Source organism: Colwellia sp. SU-HH01172 (assembly GCF_057553355.1).
This window is the reverse complement of record NZ_BAAJMB010000001.1, coordinates 1,400,313-1,421,640: the sequence shown is the minus strand read 5'-3', so window position 1 is coordinate 1,421,640 and position 21,328 is coordinate 1,400,313. Positions and strand designations below refer to the sequence as shown.

Genomic DNA, 21,328 nt, shown 5'->3' with positions numbered 1-21,328 from the left:
CGATTAAAGGGCGATTTATGCGTCGTGTTTCTATTTTTTGTTTTTTGGTATCGCTTTATGGTTATTGCACCGTTGCTTTGGCAAGTGAGCAAGAAGCCAATATTCGCATTAAAGTGGTGACAGAAGATACTTTTCCGGTGCAATACTTTGAAAATGGAAAGATGTCAGGTCCAGCGACAAAATTGGTAGAACAGGTGCTTTCTACCGCCGGTCTTAGGTATGAAATTGAAGTGTTACCTTGGGCTAGGGCTTATCATTTAGCATTAAATGAACCAAATGTTTTAATATATTCAATGGCTAAAACTACGCTTAGAACGCCACAGTTTAAATGGGTTGGACGCATAATGGCGTTAGAGTATTACTTATATGGTGCAGTTGATGCAAATATTGATTTTACAACGCCGATAAGTACGCTAGCTAAGTATCGGGTTGGTACTGTCCGTGATAGTGCTGTTGACCAATATTTAAAAGCCAACGGTTTTAAAAACTTAACCACAGTTATTAAAGGTACGCAGAATTTTCACCTGTTTGCGCAAAACCGTATTGATTTATTCCCCGCCAATCAATCAAGCTTTCAGGCTGTTTGCTTGCAGTATGCCTTTAACTGTCAAGCACTCAAACCAGTACATAAACTAGACATATCATCGGTAGATTTGTATATGGCGTTTAGTCAGCTTACAGAGCAGACATTGGTTGAAAAAGTCCAAATAGCCTATAAGAGTGTTATGGCACAACGAAAAGTATTACTAGAGCCTATTGATGAATGATTATAATTGGCATTAGGGTTTTTAGCTTTCTTCCCGTTATAATGCATGACAAATTTTTAGTCAAAATCGAATATGAAATATAGTGATTTAAGAGACTTTATCGATCAGCTTGAGAAATTAGGCCAACTAAAGCGTATTAGTCAGCCAATTTCGACTGATTTAACCATGACGGAAATCAGCGATCGCACCCTGCGTCAAGAAGGTCCTGCGTTGCTTTTTGAAAATCCCGTTGATAAAGATGGTCATCCACATGGTATGCCAGTGTTAACCAACTTGTTTGGTACACCTGAGCGTGTTGCACTTGCGATGGGGCAAGACAATGTTGCTGCCTTGCGCGATGTGGGTACGTTATTGGCGACCTTAAAAGAGCCTGAGCCACCCAAAGGTTTTCGTGATGCCATGGATAAATTGCCGCTATATAAACAAGTGCTAAATATGCCGGTTAAGGTCATTAAGAAGCCTGTTTGTCAGCAAGTGATTATCGAAGCTGATGATGTCGATTTAACTAAACTGCCTATTCAAAAATGCTGGCCGGGTGATGTTGCCCCTTTAATTACTTGGGGCTTAACGGTTACCAAAGGCCCGCATAAAGAACGACAAAATTTGGGTATTTATCGCAATCAATTATTAGGTCGAAATAAAGTGATCATGCGTTGGTTGTCACACCGTGGCGGTGCGTTAGACTTTCAAGAATTTAAAAAGGCCTTTCCTGGAGAAAAGTATCCAGTTTCTGTTGCCTTAGGTGCAGATCCTGCAACGATTTTAGGTGCGGTAACACCTGTTCCAGACACCCTATCTGAGTATGCTTTTGCAGGCTTGTTACGTGGTAGTAAAACCGAGGTAGCAAAATGTATCAGTAATGAACTTGAAGTCCCTGCCAGTGCTGAAATTGTACTTGAAGGTTATATTGACCCTGAAGAAACAGCTCCTGAAGGTCCTTATGGCGATCATACTGGCTATTACAATGAAGTTGATGATTTCCCAGTATTTACTGTCACTCATATAACACATCGCAAAGAGCCGATTTACCATAGTACCTATACCGGACGACCGCCTGATGAGCCAGCTATTTTAGGTGTGGCACTGAACGAAGTGTTCGTACCTATTCTGCAAAAACAGTTTCCAGAAATTCAAGATTTTTACTTGCCACCGGAAGGTTGTTCGTACCGTTTAGCTGTGGTGACGATTAAAAAACAATATGCTGGGCATGCTAAGCGAGTCATGATGGGGGTTTGGTCATTCCTACGTCAATTTATGTACACCAAGTTTGTTATTGTTTGTGATGATGACGTCAATGCGCGTGATTGGAAAGATGTGATATGGGCGATGACCACACGCATGGATCCAAGCCGCGACACTGTGCTAATAGAAAATACTCCAATAGACTATTTAGATTTTGCTTCGCCAGTGTCGGGTTTAGGCTCAAAAATGGGTTTAGATGCCACCAACAAATGGCCGGGGGAAACTGATCGAGAATGGGGCGAGCCGATAGAAATGACACAGTCAGTTAAAGACCATGTCGATGATATCTGGGATGAACTTAATATCTCTAAAAACGATTAAGTAATTTATAAAATAGTAATATACCTGCTAAATATTATGCGGGCAGCGATAAGGTAAAGAATTAAATGAATGAGATCACATGTCAGGTAGCAGCAATCACGCCGTTAACAGAATATGTTTATAAGGTACTGCTAAAGCCGAGTAAGGCTGTTGATTTTGCTGCTGGACAGTATTTAAATTTTGTTATGAGTGATGACGACAAAAGGCCATTCTCTATTGCCAGTGCACCGGGTGCTGAATTGATTGAATTACAAATTGGTGCCTTTGGCTCTGATAGTTATCCTATGCAAGTTATTGAACGCATAAAAGCAAACACAGAAGTTGCCATTGAAATGCCATTTGGTGGCGCACAATTACGTGAAGACAGTGTACGACCTTTGTTGTTAATTGCTGGTGGCACGGGCTTTTCATATATTAAGTCTATGTTTGAGCATTTAGTAAATCAAAATTCTCAACGTGAAGTTATTGTTTATTGGGGCTTACGTGATCCAAGTGCCTGTTATGAGCTTGATGAAACGGCAGCAATGATCAATAAATTGGCTAATGGAAAATTTATTCCGGTCATCGAAACCCCGCATGATGATTGGCAAGGGCAATTGGGTATGGTTCATAAAGTTGTGATGAATGATATCGACAATCTCGCTGATTATGATATTTACTTAGCAGGCCGATTTGAAATGGTTGGCGCCGTTCGCCAAGACTTTGTTAAACAAGGTGCATTAGTTGAGCATATGTATGCCGATGCTTTCGCCTTTATCTAAATTACAATATTAGATTTCTTAAATAGCAGCTGAACATGTGAATGTTCAGCTTTTTTATATTCAGGAAGCAAGTTCAGTTTTTGTTCCAGATAAAAACTAAGTACTGACATCTATTTAGGGAATGGCGTGGTTTTGTCTATATGGACACTATGTCGATGTGCAGCTAAACCTAGCACTACAAGTTAACAATATTTTTTTTTGCTTTTGCTAAGTAATCATTTGCTAACACCACAAAGTTATTAATTGGGCCATTTAAATTATTGGCCGAGATAAATAAATGCGCGCCAAGTGCTTGGTGTAATACTTGGCTATGATGTAGAAAAGCCGCTAAAGGCCCTTTAATGATTCGACCATTACTGAGTTGATAAGGCTCAAAGTTTATAATGCCTTGTTCAAGCGTGATCAGCTGATTTTTGATGCAATAATGGAGCAGTGGTTTTTGTTCGTGGATCATTCTGTTTGCCAAGCGCAGTGATATGTTGTCTGCAATCATCTCGATAGAATTTAGTTTAATGCCCACATAATTTAACTCATCCTTGGTAATACCAACGGTGTTTGTCACGCTATGTATATTACGAATTTGCTGCCAGTTAAACTGCCAATAACCATAACGGTGATAAAAGGTAAGTATGTCAGGGGTTACTATTAAGCTGTGTTTAGGCTCTGCGAGCTTAAGAAGGCCAATAAAAATAGTGACAAAACACGCCAGCAGCATAAACATTAACGGCAAGCGTGCCTGTTGCCAAAAATAACTGCAAAGTATTGCTACCAATAGTAAAGCGATAAAGCCCGATAAGGTAATGAACATGCCATGATGTCGAGCAATGGCTTTAATTTTTATGGTTTCTGTGCTGTTTTGAACAGGCGCTGTCATAACTTGTTGTTTAAAGGAAAACTGAACGAGTACTGATATATTACGCATATTTTGTCGCTTAAGATATAATGCACTACGCGAATAAGAATAAAGTGTTTATTCGTGGTTTAAAATAATTAATCAATAAATAAGGAATAGCTTTATGGCTAAACATAAACGAAAGCAAGCTCAGCAAAATAATGTTGAATGTGACTTAGGTCGAGGTGTTATTAAAGATAATTTTCTTGCGGCAATAGTCACTTCTAAACTTTATAAGCAACAAGTTGTTAGTGCTAAAAAAGGTAAAGGTTCATACCAGCGTAAACTAAAGCATAAAGGACAAGAGTCCTATTTAATAGCGGCATAAGTACGTCGTTATTAAATAGGGCTTTTAGATTAATATGCTATGGCTAATTTTCAACCTAACATTGTTGAAAGTCGCTAAAGTAGACAACTACATAGCACTCTTTCACCTTGTTATCTTTAAAATTAGCCTATAGCCGAGATGCTTAAAACTTCTCAATATTTATGTATGAATTCTTCGTAACACTTGATTGGCTTTTTCAAGCTGACTTTGTTGCTCTAAAACTAAAGCAAAGGCTAGCAAATCAACATTATCGTATTGTGAACCTTCAAGATTAACTAACGTATTAAAGGCTTTTTCTGCCAACGGCCATTGTTGGGAAAATACCGCAAAGTGAGCTACTAATGATAACCATAAAGCATTATGTGGGTCGCTATGTAGATGTTTTTGTGCCGCAGTAATTAGTTCGTTTGCTTGTGTTATCGGTAAATTTCTGATTGATTTTAATAACTGAGTATTTGCGCCTTTCTTAATTACAGGTAATAAGATTTTCGCCAATGGCTCATTAATATTGTTTTCTGCTAATACTCGACAATAGGCAAGTACCACAATTTGCTCTTGTTTAACTTTCTTCGCTAGTTGCTGCCAATATTGCATTAGGGCATTGTTATCGTGCTGTTTAATTTGGTTATTGAAAGCGCCATAAAATGCTAGTTGCTGCCATTGTGAAATAGTTTCGCTAGTAATTGCTTTTTGTTTCTTAGCCGCATTAAGTTGCTTAATAACATAATCAAAACGCTGCTCAATAAGACTTAAATCAATTTCCAATGACAACAATCGTGCGTCGTGACCAATGTGCTTATGATGTTGATCAATGACTTCTCGTGCTTGTTGATAATTTTGCTGACCGATCAGTAATTTTATTTTAATTAAAATTGCCTCTAAACCTGCTTCTTTCAAAGTATCAGTGCTTTTTTCTAGTAACGCTAAGTAATGCTCAGTATTCGGTTTTAAGGCTTGCTTTTGTGCGGCATCAGCAGCGACTAAATAGGCGATATGTTCTAATGACGATGCTTCAGCAGACTTAGCCAGTAAATGTTCTGATTGCTGGTAATCGCCCAGCACATAGGCGGCAATACCTTTGTTCAAATCTCTAAGTGCACGTCGACGACTGGCAAAGGCGATTTTGTTCCAAGCGGCAAAACTAAAATTTAAACCGCCGCGAAATACTTTTAGTGTAATTAGTAACGTGATAAAGGTTAGCACTAGCATGATAGAGGCAGTGACAACGGTAGATTCTATGGTTAAATCGCCCATCGCGATCAGAATATAGCCTTTTTCACCAATCAACATTGGGCTCAATGCAACGGCGGCAAAGATCAAAAGCAATAATAAAAGTAATCGTTTCATTACGCCTCCTCACGCTGTTCAGTCTGCGCTTCTTCATTTGACTGTTCTGGTGTCGATGGCTGTGAAGACTCAAGATCAACAGCGTCATCCTTTTTTTCAGCTGCCGGTATTATTGGTACAATATTACTAGAAAGTAAATCACGAATAGCGGCTAGTGACGCCAATTTATTTGGGTAGGAAACGTTGATAGTTTCACTTTTCAGCGCTAATAACGCTTCAGCAAAATTTTGATTGCTGGTTTCTGCCATATCAAAATAGTCGTTCAACCACATTTGTATATCAGCTAATGATTGACGATAAATGTCAGTATTGCCTTTACTCGCCGCCCATATCGCAGTTTGTAATTTTAAGTTTAAGTTCTCACGTAAATTTTGTTTAAATTCTGGAGATGTTAAAGGGCGTGCATTAACATTTTCTCTATTTATTGTGAGAAACATAGCAGCAAATCTTTTTAGTGTTTTAGTTAAGTTTTCGTACCAATCTTCAACATTGTCGGTTAATTCAAATTGAGAATAATCATCGTCATCATCCGGTAGAGATATTTTAGGGAAAGGTAACTGCTTACTTTGATGAGCAAGGGCCATTAATTTTAATATTACTTCATCGGTGTTTAACTTGGGTAGTAATTGTAAGCTAGCAATATCTTGTTGAATTATCTGACGTAGCGGTAAAAATTGTGGGTCATTGAGTTCCTGAATACGATGTTCGGCATCGTCTAGTAGACCGATAGCAGCGGTAGTATCTTTTTCTAACCATAAGCTGCGTGATGCCACGCGAATTAAATATTCCGCTTCGTGCAATAACCAATCGCTCGGTTGGCTTTGGCTTAAACTCGCCATTTGCTGTTTAAGTTGACTCAATTGTTGTTGAAGCTGAATTGTCTCGTTTTCCGTTTCTTTTTGGAGCTCGCTTTTAATAGTTGCTAATTGCGAACTACGGTTCTGCGTTTGCTGCTGTAATTGCTTACTTACTTGGGCTTGGTTTAATTGCAATTGTTTTTGGAATTCATTATTTAACTGTTGTGAAAATTGTGCTTTTTGTTGTTCATTCCAGTAGTAATGTCCGGCACTTGCGGCAATGGCTAATAATGCCATGAGTAGCGCAACAATTGCTGTTTTGGATAATTTGTTCTTTTGTTCAGTTGCGATGGTAGCACGCGCTTTTGGCGGCGTGGCTGCAGAAGTTTTTTTCACAGGAGTGGTACTCTTTTCACTATCTTTCTTTGGGACGGATTTTTTTTCATGGTCGCTGCCGACAGTTTTATTATCTTGTACGGCAGGTTTTTCATCAGCAACTGAAGGCGTTAGGCTAATTGATGCAGATAAACCTTGCTGATCATCGTTATTCGTCACTGAAGCGTTACTTGATGTCGCATTATCGTCAGATGGCTTATCTTGCTCTGATTTGTTTTTATCGCTCATGAACTGATCCTATCTTACATGTTGGCGCCGGCATTTTCGTACCATATTAACTTGTTAGCAGTTTACAAAATTTATGGTGGTTATATTTTTATTTAATAGCTTATAGGCTGAGTGTGAATAGTGCCTCGGTAATCGCTTGCTTATTGGCACCATGAGTATTAATCACACGCTTCAGGCCATGCTTTTTCGCTTGGTTAGCGATTCTGTTACTAGCAACGAGCCAAATACAATCTTGTTTCCAATAAGCGTCTGAATCTTTTATTAAGTTTACTATGAATTCGAGTAAAGCGTTACTGGTAACTAAGATACAATTTATCTGCTGTTGTTGCCACGTTTTGATGAGGTTAATCGATGAATTTCGCCAAACACGTCGATAACTTTCAAAATAATGTACAGATGCACCACGATTAGATAATTGTTCTGCGATTAATTCTCGACCGCCATCGCCACGAACTATCAGTACATCTTTAGCATCAACCTGCTGCAATGCGGCTAATGCGAGTAGACCTTCACTGTCATGTTGTATTGGGGTAATGGCATTTACACCAAGGGCTTTGAGCGTACGTTCAGTAGCACTACCAACGGCAATAACTTGTTGCGTTGACCATGAGGTAACAGGTAAGAGTTTATTGGCAAACTCAACGGCGGCAACACTGACAAAAATAACAATAGGTGTCGTTAATTGATTTTGTAGGCTGGTTAATTGCTCAAGTGTATCTTTAGCTTGGTAATCAAAAAAAGGTTGGCAATAACTGACAATACCTTGTTTTTTTAGGTGTTGTTGAAGCTCACGCCCAGCAGATTCCGGGCGTGTGATTAAAACATTAACATTATTGTTGGTCATAAACCTGACGAAGAATTTTATCAGCGCCATCAGCTAATAACGTTGCCGCTAGATCAGTACCTAACTGTTCAGCATCGGCAATTTTTCCGCGTACTTCGCTGGTTAGTATTTCGCTACCGTCAACCGCACCCACTAAACCACGTAAGAATACTTCTTGGTTTTCGATAATGGCGTAACTACCAATCGGTACCTGACAGCCGCCTTCAAGGGCTCGGTTCATTGAGCGTTCGGCAATTACGCGAATACGTGTTTCTTCACAGCCTAAGGGGGCTAATAAGTTTTTGATGGTTTCATCATCAGTGCGACATTCAATACCTACAGCCCCTTGACCATTTGCTGGCAGCATAACTTCTGGGGCAATATGTTCACGAATCCGTTCGGGCATTTCTAAGCGAATTAAGCCGGCAGCGGCTAAAATAATCGCGTCATATTCACCGTTATCAAGCTTTTTAAGGCGAGTATTCACATTACCGCGTAAATCTCGAATGTCTAAATCTGGGCGTAAGGCTTTTATCTGGCATTGACGACGTAAGCTTGAGGTACCGACAATAGCGCCTTGCGGTAAATCAGCAAAACTTGCAATGTTATTTGAAACAAAAGCATCGCGCGGGTCTTCTCGCGGGCAAATCACTTCTAAGCCTAAACCTGCTGGAAATTCTACCGGTACATCTTTCATTGAATGTACGGCAATATCAGCACGATTTTCTAACATCGCCACTTCAAGTTCTTTAACAAATAAACCTTTACCACCGACTTTGGCTAGTGGTGTATCAAGAATAATGTCACCTTTGGTGGTCATAGGGACTAATTCTACGTTAATACCAGGGTGAAAGTGCTCAAGCTGCGCTTTCACATACTCTGCTTGCCAAAGTGCTAGGGCACTTTTTCGCGTTGCAATACGAACTGTTTGTTGAGTCATTTCGGTTACCTTATATACTTATTTATTGTGCAGACAGGACAATAGTTTCTTCTGCTTGTTTGCTGACCGCGTCAGATAAGAACTGCCATAACTCATCACCGCCGCGCTTATCAAGCCACTGATCATTTTCAAAATGAAAGTGGTGACCGTTAAATTTCGTTGCTACCCATATTTCATGTAAGGGCGCTTGTTTGTTAATAATGATCTTAGTCGCATTTTTAAAGGTTAGGGTAAGCAAACCGCCTACACCTTCGTAATCGATATCACAACCGCACTCTTCAATGGCTTCTTCCACTGCCAGTAAAATATCATCAGCGGCTAAATTGTATTGACTATCATTCATTAACTATTCCTTTTTACCTAAGTGTTATGATTGTTTAATCTTTGCTTGGTAATTGTTGGTCATGGGATTATAAAACGTCTATCATGGGAAAAAAATCGAATAAATCAATTATGCGTAAACAAATTACAATTATTTTCATCAGTTTTCTTGGTTTAGCCACAATAGCAGGATGTGGTATTAAAGGTCCTTTATACCAAACTCCCGAGCAACAGCAAGAAAACTCGTCTAAAACAGATGATGAAAGCACTAAAAACTAGGAAATAGTCTCTTGGATTTTTTCAATCGTCAGCAAACGTCATTATTTGCCGAACAATGTCCGGTATCTGAATTAGCTCAAACATACGGTACACCACTTTATGTTTATTCCAAAGCTACCATTGAGCGTCATTGGCAAGCCTTTGATCAGGCAGCGGGTGAACGCCCTCATCTGGTGTGTTATGCGGTAAAAGCCAATAGCAATATTGCGGTACTCAATGTCATGGCACGTTTAGGCTCGGGCTTTGATATTGTTTCTAAAGGTGAATTGCTACGCGTACTTGAAGCCGGTGGCGACCCGAAAAAGGTGGTGTTTTCTGGTGTCGGTAAAACTTCAGATGAGATCGCTTTTGCGCTTGATTTAGGAATCTACTGTTTTAATGTTGAGTCAGCTGCTGAGCTAGACCGAATTCAACAAGTTGCTCAATCGTTAAACCTAGTGGCACCAATTTCTTTGCGGGTGAATCCCGATGTTGACGCCGGTACTCACCCTTATATATCAACGGGCTTAAAAGAGAATAAGTTTGGTATTAGTATTGAGCAAGCACCTGAGCTTTATGCGTACGCTGCAACCTTATCTCACATAAATATTCAGGGGGTTGATTGTCATATCGGCTCACAACTGACTGAAATTTTACCTTTTTTAGATGCGCTTGAGCGGGTGTTAAGTTTAATTGACCGATTATCAGCACAAGGCATTGTGATATCGCATCTTGATGTTGGTGGCGGTTTGGGGGTTTGTTACGATGATGAACAACCACCGCACCCAAATGAGTATGCAAAAGCCATTGCCGATAAGTTATCTGGACGAGCGTTAAGCTTAATTTACGAGCCTGGTCGAGCGATAATGGCCAATGCCGGAATTTTGGTAACCGAAGTAGAATATTTAAAAGCCAGTGAGGATAGGAATTTTGCCATTGTTGATGCCGCAATGAATGATTTAATTCGCCCGTCGTTATACCAAGCTTGGCAAGCGATTATTCCTGTTGAACAAAGATATGACGTTGCTGACCAGCAATATGATGTGGTTGGGCCAATTTGTGAAACCGGTGATTTTCTCGGGAAAGGGCGTAGCTTGGCGATAAAAGCGGGCGATTTATTGGCGGTGCGCAGTGCTGGTGCATATGGTTTTACCATGAGTTCCAATTATAATAGTCGACTGCGAGCAGCGGAAGTGATGGTTGATGGTGATAAAAGCCACTTAATTAGACAACGTGAAACCTATAGCCAATTGTGGCAAGGTGAACACCTGTTACCGTGATAGTGTGAGAACAAAGAGTAATGTTAGTAAATTTTTCTAAAATGCACGGCTTAGGTAACGACTTTCTGGTACTTGATAATGTCACGCAAAATGTTTATTTATCAAATGAGCAAATAAAACAACTCGCCGATAGAAATTTTGGCGTTGGCTTTGATCAAGTACTGGTTGTAGAACCGCCTTATGATCCTGATTTAGACTTCCATTATCGTATTTTTAATGCCGATGGCCGTGAGGTAGGACAATGTGGCAATGGTGCTCGTTGTTTCGCCAAGTTTGTGCGTTTAAAGAACTTAACCAATAAAAACAAAATTAAAGTCTCGACCCAATCAGGGAAAATGACCTTGTTTATTGAACGTGATGGTAATATTTCGGTCAACATGCCAGTACCGCAATTCGAACCGAGTAAAATTCCATTTACTGCCCAAAAAGCAGAAGGTACCTATATTTTACGTAGTGAAGAAGAAACTGTGCTGTGTGGTGTGGTGTCGTTAGGTAACCCACATTGCGTGTTAACGGTTGATGATGTAAAAAAAGCGCCAGTTGCAGAGCTTGGCAAAGCATTGTCATTCCATGAACGCTTCCCCAAACAAGCCAATATTAGCTTTATGGAAGTGGTATCGGCAGAATATATTAAGCTGCGCGTTTATGAACGTGGCGCGGCAGAAACCCTTGCCTGTGGTAGCGGTGCCTGTGCTGCTGTTGTGATAGGGCAAATGCAAAAGAAACTTAATCGACAAGTATTAGTTGACTTACCTGGCGGGCAATTGAAAATTTATTGGAAAGGCCCAGGTAACTCAGTAAAAATGACCGGCCCCGCTGTGCACGTATTCGACGGGCAAATTAATTTATGACACAAGATAAAAATAAATCTATGCAATCAAATGAATCTCCAATAGTTGAAAATGACATCAGTTTAACTGATGAATTAGTCGTAACCTATTTACAAGATCACCCAGAGTTTTTTAATCGCCAAGCTGAATTTGTTACGGAGTTGCGTTTACCTGATCATCAACGAGGTGCAATTTCTTTAGTTGAACGACAGTTGTCACAGCAACGACAAAAAATTCATAACTTAGAAGAAGAAATTACCCAACTGATGGTGATTGCTAATCAAAATGAGCAATTGTTTGCCCTGTACAGTGACCTATATTTGCGCTTGCTTGATTGTGCAACAGCGGCTGAATTATTAGATTGCTTGCATTTAGCAACCACACAATTGTTGTCGTTAGACGCCTTGAAACTTTGGTTGGTTAAGCCAACTGAAGTGGAGCATAGCTCGATTGTCAAAGCTGATTGTTCAGACGTTATAGAAAATAGGTTAACTAAAGACGGTTATTACTTTGGTCGCTTGCAACAAAGTGAACAAGAACTGATTTTCGCTGAGCCAACGCAAGGCTCTGTGGTTTTAGTGCGTTTAAGCCATCATGATGAAGAGATAGGGTTCTTAGCGATTAGTAGCCGAGATGCCGAACACTTCGACCCGCGAATGGATACTTTACTACTGAATCAATTTAAAAAGCTGGTGGCAAAACTTTTACATCAGCAGCTTTATTAGGCGATAGGCTGGTGAGGTTTTATCGTCGTTTATTGCCATTTCATGCGATTAGTTTTGATTTGGACGATACGCTATATAGTAATCATCCAATAATGTTAGCAACGGATAGCAAAATGGTTCGCTATTTTCCTCGGATATTGGCTGACTATGGCATCAACACGACTGATACGATATATAACTTTCGTTTTTGGTTTCCTTTTCGCCGACAAGCGATTGCGCAATGGCCACTGTTAAAACACGATGTTGGCTTATTGCGGCAAAAAAGCTATTTGCTTGGTGCGCTGTCGTTAGGTCTTAATAATATCGAGGCGGAAGAGTTTGCGAATGCGGCCTTGGCTTATTTTGTTGAGCAGCGTAGTAATTTTACTTTACCGCAGCAGACCCACGATTTTCTTACTTACCTTAAAAGCAAAAGGCCACTGGTGGCGATCACCAATGGTAATGTAGATACTGACAGAATTGGTATTGCACCCTACTTTACTCACCACTTTCATGCCTCGATTGAAAATCGTTTAAAGCCTGATGCTGATATGTTTAATAAAACCTGCGTTGCTTTGGCTATTAAGCCCGCGCAGCTTTTGCATGTTGGCGATTGTGGCAAGAATGATGTTTTGGGTGGTATTAATGCCGGTTGCCAAACCGCTTGGCTTAATCGGTATCATGTCGGCAAACCCTTAACGGTTTTACCAACCTTAGCGCTTGATCATGTTGAGCAACTCAGCAATATTGTCAGTTAGTACTCAGCAATTTGTAGCTTACATTTCGTATTTAATATCTTGTTATAAACAACAATAAAATTGCTATTAGCGTTATTAAAAAACTACTGAACTTGCTATGATATCGAGATATTTTTGTTATTAATTTTTACCTTTCTATGGATGTTTCCCAATTACTCGATTCGTTAAACGATAAACAACGCGATGTTGTTGCGGCACCTTTACAAAACATGTTGGTGCTAGCTGGTGCTGGTAGTGGCAAAACACGGGTTTTAGTACAACGAATAGCTTGGCTAATGAAGGTTGAACAAGCATCCCCACACAGTATTTTAGCGGTTACCTTTACCAATAAAGCGGCGGCTGAAATGCGTGCCCGTGTAGAGCAAACGGTTGACGGTAATGTTCATGGTATGTGGGTAGGTACTTTCCATGGATTAGCGCATCGCTTATTGCGTATGCACTTTCACGAAGCAAAATTGCCGCAAAGCTTTCAAGTTTTAGACTCTGATGACCAACTTCGTATGGTGAAGCGCATTGTGCGCTCATTAGAGCTAGATGAAAAGCGCTGGCCGGCGAAACAATTTCTTTGGTATATCAATGGTAAAAAAGATGAAGGCCTGCGTCCGCAACATATTGACACTCAATTCGATGTTACCGAAGAAATGTTTGTTAAGGTCTATCGAGTCTACCAAGACACCTGTGATCGTGCTGGCTTAGTCGACTTTGCTGAATTATTACTGAGAGCTCATGAGCTTTGGTTAAATAACCCCGCCTTATTGCAGCACTATCAACAACGTTTTTCTCATGTCTTAGTGGATGAGTTTCAAGATACTAACGCCATTCAATATGCTTGGTTAAATATGCTTGGCCAGAAAAGTGGCAATGTGATGATTGTGGGCGATGATGACCAATCAATTTACGGCTGGCGTGGCGCGAAAATAGAAAATATTCAACGCTTTTTACAAGACTTCGATGGCGCTAAAACCATCAAGCTAGAGCAAAACTATCGCTCGACAGCTAACATTCTAAATGCCGCTAACCAACTTATTGGTAACAATAATAATCGCTTAGGTAAAGATTTGTGGACCGAAGACGATGCTGGCGAAAAAATCTCTATCTATACTGCATTTAATGAAATAGATGAAGCACGTTTTATTGCTGGCCGCATTGCTGAGTGGCGAAAAAATGATGGCTCGCTTGACGATGTTGCCATCTTGTATCGTAGTAATGCACAATCACGCTTAATGGAAGAAGCGTTAATACAAGCGCAATTACCTTACCGCATCTATGGTGGCTTGCGATTTTTCGAACGCCAAGAAATTAAAGATGCTCTGGCCTACTTACGGATACTGAATAACCGAGATGATGACGCTGCTTTTGAGCGCGTTATTAACACCCCAGCTCGGGGTATTGGTAATCAAACGCTTAGCTTAGTGCGTGATGCCGCACGTAGTTTGGACTGCACGTTATGGCAAGCTTGTCAGCATATGATGCAGAACGAACAACTTAAAGGTCGCAGTGCTAAAGTTATTCAGCAATTTATTCATCTAATTGACCAATTAGAAGATGATTCATGTAACTTAAATTTAGACCAGCAAGCAAATTTTGTTATTCAGCATTCCGGCTTGAAAGCCATGTATCAAGCGGAGAAAGGTGAACGAGCGGAAGCTCGGATTGAAAACTTAAATGAGCTAGTGACCGCCTGTCAAACCTTTGAAGTTGACCCTGAACTAGAGGAAGAGCAAAGTGAACTAACGGCATTTTTAACCCATGCCGCGTTAGAGTCTGGCGAGTCACAAGCGGATGATTATGAAGCGGCGGTACAGCTAATGACCATGCACTCAGCAAAGGGCTTAGAGTTTCCGTTAGTCTTTATTGCTGGTTTGGAAGAAGGCATGTTTCCTTCGCAACAGTCAGTTGAAGATATTAGCCGCTTAGAAGAAGAGCGTCGCCTGTGTTATGTCGGCATGACACGCGCGATGGAAAAACTCTATTTATGCCATGCAGAAAGCCGCCGTTTATACGGACAAGAAAAATATCATAAACCGAGTCGATTCCTTAGAGAATTGCCAGACGAGTGTACCGAAGAAATTCGACTGCAGAATCAAGTGAGTCGACCGAAAACTACCGGACGCTTTGCATCAACAATTACCTTAGAAACCTTTGAGAATACCGGTTTTAAACTTGGGCAAAATGTTCATCATAAAAAGTTTGGTGATGGTGTAGTATTAAATTATGAAGGCAGTGGTGCGCAAAGTCGTATTCAAGTAAATTTTGCTGATGTTGGTAGCAAATGGCTTGTTGTCGCCTATGCTAACTTAGAAGCGCTGTAAAAATAACGAGGAAGTAGGATAATTTATGTCAAAAAAATTGTTAGTAGTGGAAGACAGTCGTCCGATAGCTCGTGTGATAAAACAAATTGGTGAAGCTCTGAATTATCAGGTAACCATTGCAACTAGCCTAGCAGAAGTGGAAGCGATACTGCAGGGTGGAGAAAGTGAATTTTTTGCCGCAACCATAGATTATGCGCTCCCCGATGCTAATGATGGTGAAGCTATTGCTTGTGTACTCTCACACGGTATTCCTGGTGTAGTTATGACCGGAAAAATGGATGAGTCAACACGACAGAAGATATTATCCCAGCCAGTTATTGATTATATTCCAAAAGAAAATAGCCAAGCATTTTTGTATTTAAAGCGTATTTTGCATTGGCAGTTAACCAACCAAGGTAATGGTATTTTAGTGGTTGATGATTCATCTTCCGCACGTAACCATATTGTTGAGCTCTTAAAACGCCGTAACTTTAATGTTTATGTTGCTGAAAATGGTGAGCGAGCGCTAGCAGTACTTGAGCAAAATAATGATATCAAGATGGTGATCACCGATCTTGAAATGCCCGTGATGGATGGCATTGAACTGACCAATGAAATTCGCAAACTCTATAACCGAGATCAATTGTCTATTATTGGTATTTCTGGTGCCAGTAACGGTGTTCATTCTGCACGTTTTATTAAAAATGGTGCCGATGATTTCTTAAGAAAACCATTTTGTCCTGAAGAGTTTTATTGTCGGATCACGCAAAATATTGAAAGCTTAAACAATATTGAGCAAATTCAAAAAGCGGCTAATACCGATTATTTAACGGATTTACCGAATCGACGCGCTTTTATTCGTGATGCGCAAGCCAATATTGCCGAGTTTATTGCTAATAAAACCCCGTATGCCTTAGCTATGTTAGATATCGACTTCTTTAAGCAAGTTAATGATAACTATGGCCATGATGCTGGCGATCATATATTAAAAGTTTTAGCACTTTATTTACGTAAGCATTTTGGCGCAGGCCTGATCGCTCGTTTAGGTGGTGAAGAATTTGCAATCTTGTTGTCGGGTTTAGATGAAGATCAATTGTATAACCGTTTAGACGATTTTCGTCGTGCAATTTCCGTGGCGCAAATTGCCTTTGAGCAGCAACAAATCACTTTCTCTGTGAGTTTAGGGGTCATCTTCAATAGTGAAGAAAGCTTAGCAAAACAAATGAGTTTGGCAGATGGCGCACTCTACTACGCAAAAGAAAATGGTCGTAATCAGGTCAGTATCGTTGGTGCGTTAGAAGAATCTTAGAGTCTTGAAATCATAGATAATTATGCTTGGTAATCATTATCATCAATGTGATCGTGACATACTGTGCGTCCTGAACATAAGAGTGCCTTAATGGCACTCTTTTTTCATTAATAAAAAATTAGCTAACAATCTCTTTTTGATGTTTTCTTCTTGCTTTAATCGAATCAAAACTAAACACCGCTAGTGCGGTCCATATGCAGGCAAAAGTGACTAACTTGGCAAGGTAGAGTGGTTCTTGGTAGTAGAATGTCGCCAAAATAAACATGATGCTGGGGCCTATGTATTGAAAAAAGCCTAAAGCGGATAACGTCATACGTTTGGCGGCAGCGGTAAAGCATAGCAAAGGCGCTGTTGTGACAATGCCGGCACAGATTAATATGGTGTTTAAAGACCATTCATTTAGCAACATGTTGCTAGTTGTGGTTTCTAAAAATAGCAGCCAATAGACCAACGCTATCGGTAGCATCATTAATGATTCGATCAATAAGCCAACGAAGGAATCAATGGGCATCTGTTTACGTAATAAGCCATAAATACCAAAAGTACCGGCCAACGCTAAGGAAATAATAGGCAATGAACCAACCATAATAAGTTGAATAATCACGCCAATTAACGCTAACGCGACCGCAAAGAGTTGCCAAGGCCGTAGGCGCTCACCAAGAAATATCACCCCTAAAGCGACGCTTAATAACGGGTTAATATAATAGCCTAAGCTAGCATCGAGTAGATGGTCGTTATTCACAGCCCAAATAAACATAAACCAATTAACGCCTAAAAAGGCGGCTGAAATAGTCAGGCGTAATACTATGCGAGGTTGAGAAATAACCTTGATAAAACTTCGCCATTTGTTTGATAGCAACACCACTAACAACAAAAGTATTGTCGACCATACCACACGATGAACAAGAATTTCGTCAGCGCTAATGTGTTGGATTAACTTGAAATACAGCGGCGCAATGCCCCACATTGTATAGGCACTAACGGCACTGATTATACCACCACGTAAGGCAGTTTGTTGAGTTGTCGGCATGAGGTTTTAATTAGTTGAGCATGACATTTTTGGGAACTGTCATGATACCACTAATCACTTAGGTAGCATATTCAGCTAGGCAGAATAATCAAGGATTCTTTAACCAACCATATAAGTGCCAGTACCAAAGGCGATATGATCGCCCTGCTCATTGTGCATTTCCATGCGGGCTACCGCGACTTTATTACCGCTGCGAATGATTTTTGCCGTGGCGATAAATAATTCACCACGGCCTGGCCTAAGAAAGTCAGTTCGTAAATCAATGGTGCTTAAACGGCTTAAGCTTTGTGAAATTATCTCAGGCGATAATTCTGGTAACTGACTTAAGATATTGGCAGCAGCAACGACACCACCTGCTAGATCAAGTGCTGAAGCCGTAACACCGCCATGGAGAATTTTCTGTTGCGGGTTGCCGATGAGCTTGTCATGCCAAGCGATACTCACCGCTGACTCTTGGGCATCAAAACGCGTGATTTCTAAGCCCAATAGTTTATTAAACGGCATCGCCTGATTCCAATACTCGGCAATCTGTTTGAATGTCTCTTCTTGTGTCATAAAATTCCCTTTGGAGTTGCTGAGTTAAAAAAGAATAACAATAAAAAGGGCGATTATGAAAATAATTCTCTGCACTGTGCACTGACTAAGGTAAAATATTGTCTGATTTCATTTATCGAAGACTGTCTGTTGCAAGCCATTTCCCCGACAACACTAACTGAAGCTTTGAAGCATCATTTTGGCTATCAAGCTTTTCGCCCTGGCCAAGAAGAAATTATTCAACAGGCATTGCAAGGTCGCGATAGCTTAGTGTTGATGCCGACCGGTGGCGGTAAATCTATGTGCTATCAGTTGCCGGCAACGATTATGCCGGGAGTCACTATTGTTGTTTCACCATTGATCGCGCTGATGAAAGATCAGGTTGATGGTTTGATACGGCAGGGAATTTCCGCAGCTTATGTTAATTCTTCACTTGATAGCGATACCATTAATGATATTTTTAAGCGCTTAGGACAAGGTGAGATAAAACTACTTTATGTCGCACCTGAACGTTTAAAAAACTACTATTTTCGACAAGGTTTGTCACAACTTAACATTAGTCTTTTTGCTATTGATGAAGCACATTGTATTTCACAGTGGGGCCATGATTTTAGACCTGCCTATACGCAACTGCATATGCTTAAGCAGAATTTCCCTAATATACCGGTAATGGCGTTAACGGCAACGGCTGACGTAACTACACGAAGAGATATTTTACAGCAACTTGCTTTGCACGATCCTTATATTCACCTTGATAGCTTTGACCGGCCAAATATTCGCTTTACCTTGGCGGATAAGTACCAAGGTGAACAGCAAATTTTGGGTTACATTAAAAAACGTAAAGATGAATGTGGCATTATTTATTGCAATAGTCGCTGGCAGGTGGAAAAGTTATCCAAATCATTGGCGAGTTCAGGGATTAATTGTGCTGCTTATCACGCGGGTTTAGAGCCAGAAATTCGTAATATTATTCAAGACAAATTTGCTAAAGATGATGTGCAAGTTGTGGTTGCAACCGTGGCATTTGGCCTAGGGATCAATAAGTCGAATGTGCGATATGTTATTCATTATGAGCCGCCGAGAACGTTAGAGTCATACTATCAAGAAATCGGCCGAGCCGGTCGAGATGGCTTACCCGCTGAAGCGCTGTTTTTACATGATGATAAAGATGTTGAACGGATCAGTAAGCGTATTGCTGAAGGAGAAAATGAAGAGCGAGTTAACGTTGAAATGCAGCGTTTTCAAGCGCTGCGTGGCTTTGTTGATGCGCAAACTTGTCGCCGCCGAGTCGTGCTAAATTATTTTGCTGAGTTTACTGAGCAAGGCTGTGGTAATTGTGATATTTGTTTAGATCCGCCCAGCCAATTTGATGCCACACAAGCGGCACAGAAAGTCTTATCTTGTGTTTATCGAATACAGCAAAGTGGTGATATTGAACATGTTATTGCCGTTTTGAGAGCTGACATTAGCAGCGAAAAAATTCGCCAGTTAGCACATGATAAAGTTTCGACGTTTGGTATTGGTAAAGACAAAACGCCGGGCTATTGGTTCTCTATTATCCGACAGCTAATTCATTTAGGGTATTTACAACAAGATATCGCGGCACAATCCAATCTGTGTTTAACACAGGCCGCAGGTTCGGTTTTAAAAGGACAAGAGCCGTTAATGTTAGCAGCGCCGCGTTTACAAAAAGCAAGTTATTGGCAACGAAATAAGCAAGGTAAAGTATACGATAGAGTGTTATTCTCAAAATTAAGATCACTACGTAAAGAAATTGCTGAGCTTGAAGATATTGCCCCTTTTATTGTTTTTAATGATGCAACGCTAGCGGAATTAGCGCGAGTGCAACCAGTTACCTCGGCCCAAATGCTGAATATTAGTGGTATAGGTGATACAAAACTTGCTCGTTATGGTGAGCCATTTTTATCCTTGATCAAACAACATTTGGTATAGGGGCTGTTGATCTTTCGAGATTACTTTTTCAGCATTTTGTTGGCTATTCATACAAGGCAGAGGCTTTGTCATGTGGTTATTCCACATAAAAAGGTGATAACGCTGTAAAAATGGTCAACAAATGTTGCCCGAAGGATTTGGCCAAAAGCGCTTTACTCTTTGTTGCCTACACGATGTTGGTACTTAGCGTGAGCAGGACGCGAAAGCTGTGAGTCGTATTTGCTTACGACTGCATGGACGCAGAAGGCAGGGCGACTCAGGAGATAAAGCCGAGAATGACTAGGCCACACACAACTCGCCGCGATTAAAACGCTTTTATCTCGAACAAAATTTAACCGCGAAAGATCAATAGCCCCTAGGTTTACAGAAACAAAAAAAGCGCTAATTAGCGCTTTTCTATCACAGCTGTGCTTAATGTTACTTAAGGCTTGCGTAGTATGCTGCAATGTTAGCAACGTCTTCGTCAGATAAAGCCATAGCCATAGGTGCCATTACTGGATCTTTACGGGTGCCCGCTTTAAAATCTTTTAATTGCTTAGCTAGGTATGCTTCTTTTTGGCCAGCAAGATTAGGATACATAGGTACTGCAGAAATACCAGCAGCGCCATGACATGCAGCACACATGCCTGATTTAGCTTTACCAGCAGCAGCATCGCCAGCGAATACAGGTGAAGCCATCATAACCGTAGCAGCAACAGCTAAAGTAAGTTTTTTCATAAATATTATCTCTCTTTGATAAATAATTTTAAAGGATCCTTACCTGATTATATGTAAAAAGTAATCAATTGTCCTTGCTTTTTTTGGTATCGTGCCAGTAAGAAATTTTATCTAATATTTTGTTGCGCTAGCACAAGTTTTAGCCAATAAAATAATATTAATAGGAATATAGCTTATTCATGAATAAAGCAGCTGAAATTAACATAGTCTCGTTAGAGTTAATTAGCGCTATGGTATTACAAATTCAATTTAGCTCTGATTGGTCAATGGAAGATTGTGAAACGCTCAGCGAAAAACTGTTAATGCTAACATCTGCTCAGGTCATTGAACGTGTTCAAGGTGCTGACTTGTATAGTGTTCGTGTGCAGTTTCAGCACTCAGAGTTATTGCTAAATTTTGAAGAGTATAGTCATTCGTGCTGGCTTGAATGTGCAACAGAGTATGACGCCGTGGGTCTGTTAGCAATCAAAGAAATATTAGTACAATCAACTGGATAACATG

22 protein-coding genes are annotated in these 21,328 nt (G+C 40.4%); 13 read left to right on the top strand and 9 right to left on the bottom strand.

Annotated features, from left to right (window positions below; translation table 11 throughout):
• Positions 1-17 precede the first annotated feature (17 nt).
• From AC27JP_RS06305 to fre, 3 genes are all read left to right on the top strand, one after another.
• Positions 18-767, top strand: coding sequence for a substrate-binding periplasmic protein (locus AC27JP_RS06305; RefSeq protein WP_487113106.1), 750 nt, complete (start codon positions 18-20; stop codon positions 765-767).
• A gap of 72 nt (positions 768-839) precedes the next feature.
• On the top strand, positions 840-2,330 hold the full coding sequence (ubiD, locus tag AC27JP_RS06300; RefSeq protein WP_487113104.1) for a 4-hydroxy-3-polyprenylbenzoate decarboxylase: 1,491 nt from the start codon (positions 840-842) through the stop codon (positions 2,328-2,330).
• 65 nt (positions 2,331-2,395) lie between these two features.
• Positions 2,396-3,091: an NAD(P)H-flavin reductase gene (gene fre / locus AC27JP_RS06295; protein ID WP_487113102.1), complete on the top strand. Its 696-nt coding sequence runs from the start codon at positions 2,396-2,398 to the stop codon at positions 3,089-3,091.
• A 175-nt stretch (positions 3,092-3,266) separates the two neighbouring features.
• Here fre and AC27JP_RS06290 read toward each other — a convergent pair whose 3' ends face one another.
• On the bottom strand, positions 3,267-4,013 hold the full coding sequence (locus AC27JP_RS06290; protein WP_487113100.1) for a DUF2982 domain-containing protein: 747 nt from the start codon (positions 4,011-4,013) through the stop codon (positions 3,267-3,269).
• 94 nt (positions 4,014-4,107) lie between these two features.
• On the opposite strand from AC27JP_RS06290, the gene arfA reads away from it, so the two are divergent.
• On the top strand, positions 4,108-4,311 hold the full coding sequence (arfA, locus tag AC27JP_RS06285; protein ID WP_487113099.1) for an alternative ribosome rescue factor ArfA: 204 nt from the start codon (positions 4,108-4,110) through the stop codon (positions 4,309-4,311).
• A gap of 159 nt (positions 4,312-4,470) precedes the next feature.
• Here the strand turns inward: arfA and AC27JP_RS06280 are convergent, their stop codons facing one another.
• The 5 genes from AC27JP_RS06280 to cyaY all read right to left on the bottom strand — a co-directional run bounded on the left by AC27JP_RS06280 (position 4,471) and on the right by cyaY (position 9,185).
• Positions 4,471-5,658, bottom strand: coding sequence for a heme biosynthesis HemY N-terminal domain-containing protein (locus AC27JP_RS06280; protein ID WP_487113097.1), 1,188 nt, complete (start codon positions 5,656-5,658; stop codon positions 4,471-4,473).
• Entirely contained in the window at positions 5,658-7,079 is a 1,422-nt protein-coding gene (locus AC27JP_RS06275; RefSeq protein WP_487113095.1) for a uroporphyrinogen-III C-methyltransferase, read from the bottom strand. The genes AC27JP_RS06280 and AC27JP_RS06275 overlap by 1 nt, the downstream gene beginning before the upstream one ends.
• A gap of 100 nt (positions 7,080-7,179) precedes the next feature.
• A complete protein-coding gene (locus AC27JP_RS06270) occupies positions 7,180-7,923 on the bottom strand; it encodes a uroporphyrinogen-III synthase (RefSeq protein WP_487113093.1) in 744 nt (247 codons plus the stop codon).
• Complete coding sequence (hemC, locus tag AC27JP_RS06265) at positions 7,910-8,842, bottom strand: hydroxymethylbilane synthase (RefSeq protein ID WP_487113091.1); 933 nt, start codon at positions 8,840-8,842, stop codon at positions 7,910-7,912. Before hemC ends, AC27JP_RS06270 begins: the two co-directional genes overlap by 14 nt.
• 22 nt (positions 8,843-8,864) lie before the next feature.
• Positions 8,865-9,185 carry an iron donor protein CyaY gene (gene cyaY, locus AC27JP_RS06260; protein ID WP_487113089.1) on the bottom strand — a complete coding sequence of 107 codons (321 nt, stop codon included), beginning with the start codon at positions 9,183-9,185 and terminating at the stop codon, positions 8,865-8,867.
• A gap of 110 nt (positions 9,186-9,295) precedes the next feature.
• On the opposite strand from cyaY, the gene lptM reads away from it, so the two are divergent.
• From lptM to AC27JP_RS06225, 7 genes are all read left to right on the top strand, one after another.
• The gene (gene lptM / locus AC27JP_RS06255) at positions 9,296-9,442 is read left to right on the top strand and encodes an LPS translocon maturation chaperone LptM (RefSeq protein WP_487113087.1); all 147 of its coding nucleotides are present in this window, start codon (positions 9,296-9,298) and stop codon (positions 9,440-9,442) included.
• An 11-nt stretch (positions 9,443-9,453) separates the two neighbouring features.
• Positions 9,454-10,701, top strand: a complete 1,248-nt coding sequence (gene lysA, locus AC27JP_RS06250; RefSeq protein ID WP_487113085.1) for a diaminopimelate decarboxylase — start codon at positions 9,454-9,456, stop codon at positions 10,699-10,701.
• Positions 10,702-10,721: 20 nt separating this feature from the next.
• The gene (gene dapF / locus AC27JP_RS06245) at positions 10,722-11,552 is read left to right on the top strand and encodes a diaminopimelate epimerase (RefSeq protein ID WP_487113083.1); all 831 of its coding nucleotides are present in this window, start codon (positions 10,722-10,724) and stop codon (positions 11,550-11,552) included.
• Positions 11,549-12,256, top strand: coding sequence for a DUF484 family protein (locus tag AC27JP_RS06240; RefSeq protein ID WP_487113081.1), 708 nt, complete (start codon positions 11,549-11,551; stop codon positions 12,254-12,256). Before dapF ends, AC27JP_RS06240 begins: the two co-directional genes overlap by 4 nt.
• Before the next feature lie 11 nt (positions 12,257-12,267).
• Entirely contained in the window at positions 12,268-12,993 is a 726-nt protein-coding gene (locus AC27JP_RS06235) for an HAD-IA family hydrolase (RefSeq protein WP_487113079.1), read from the top strand.
• A gap of 137 nt (positions 12,994-13,130) precedes the next feature.
• Complete coding sequence (gene uvrD / locus AC27JP_RS06230; RefSeq protein WP_487113077.1) at positions 13,131-15,305, top strand: DNA helicase II; 2,175 nt, start codon at positions 13,131-13,133, stop codon at positions 15,303-15,305.
• 25 nt (positions 15,306-15,330) lie between these two features.
• On the top strand, positions 15,331-16,593 hold the full coding sequence (locus AC27JP_RS06225) for a diguanylate cyclase (RefSeq protein WP_487113075.1): 1,263 nt from the start codon (positions 15,331-15,333) through the stop codon (positions 16,591-16,593).
• A 118-nt stretch (positions 16,594-16,711) separates the two neighbouring features.
• Here the strand turns inward: AC27JP_RS06225 and rarD are convergent, their stop codons facing one another.
• Together rarD and AC27JP_RS06215 are read right to left on the bottom strand one after the other, a co-directional pair.
• The gene (gene rarD, locus AC27JP_RS06220) at positions 16,712-17,623 is read right to left on the bottom strand and encodes an EamA family transporter RarD (RefSeq protein ID WP_487113073.1); all 912 of its coding nucleotides are present in this window, start codon (positions 17,621-17,623) and stop codon (positions 16,712-16,714) included.
• Positions 17,624-17,722: 99 nt separating this feature from the next.
• Entirely contained in the window at positions 17,723-18,178 is a 456-nt protein-coding gene (locus AC27JP_RS06215; protein WP_487113071.1) for a thioesterase family protein, read from the bottom strand.
• 129 nt (positions 18,179-18,307) lie between these two features.
• Here AC27JP_RS06215 and recQ point away from each other — a divergent pair, with 129 nt between their 5' ends.
• On the top strand, positions 18,308-20,110 hold the full coding sequence (recQ, locus tag AC27JP_RS06210) for a DNA helicase RecQ (protein ID WP_487113069.1): 1,803 nt from the start codon (positions 18,308-18,310) through the stop codon (positions 20,108-20,110).
• Positions 20,111-20,527: 417 nt separating this feature from the next.
• Here recQ and AC27JP_RS06205 read toward each other — a convergent pair whose 3' ends face one another.
• Positions 20,528-20,827: a c-type cytochrome gene (locus AC27JP_RS06205; RefSeq protein ID WP_487113067.1), complete on the bottom strand. Its 300-nt coding sequence runs from the start codon at positions 20,825-20,827 to the stop codon at positions 20,528-20,530.
• A gap of 179 nt (positions 20,828-21,006) precedes the next feature.
• On the opposite strand from AC27JP_RS06205, the gene AC27JP_RS06200 reads away from it, so the two are divergent.
• A complete protein-coding gene (locus tag AC27JP_RS06200; protein WP_487113065.1) occupies positions 21,007-21,324 on the top strand; it encodes a DUF3630 family protein in 318 nt (105 codons plus the stop codon).
• Positions 21,325-21,328: the final 4 nt, after the last annotated feature.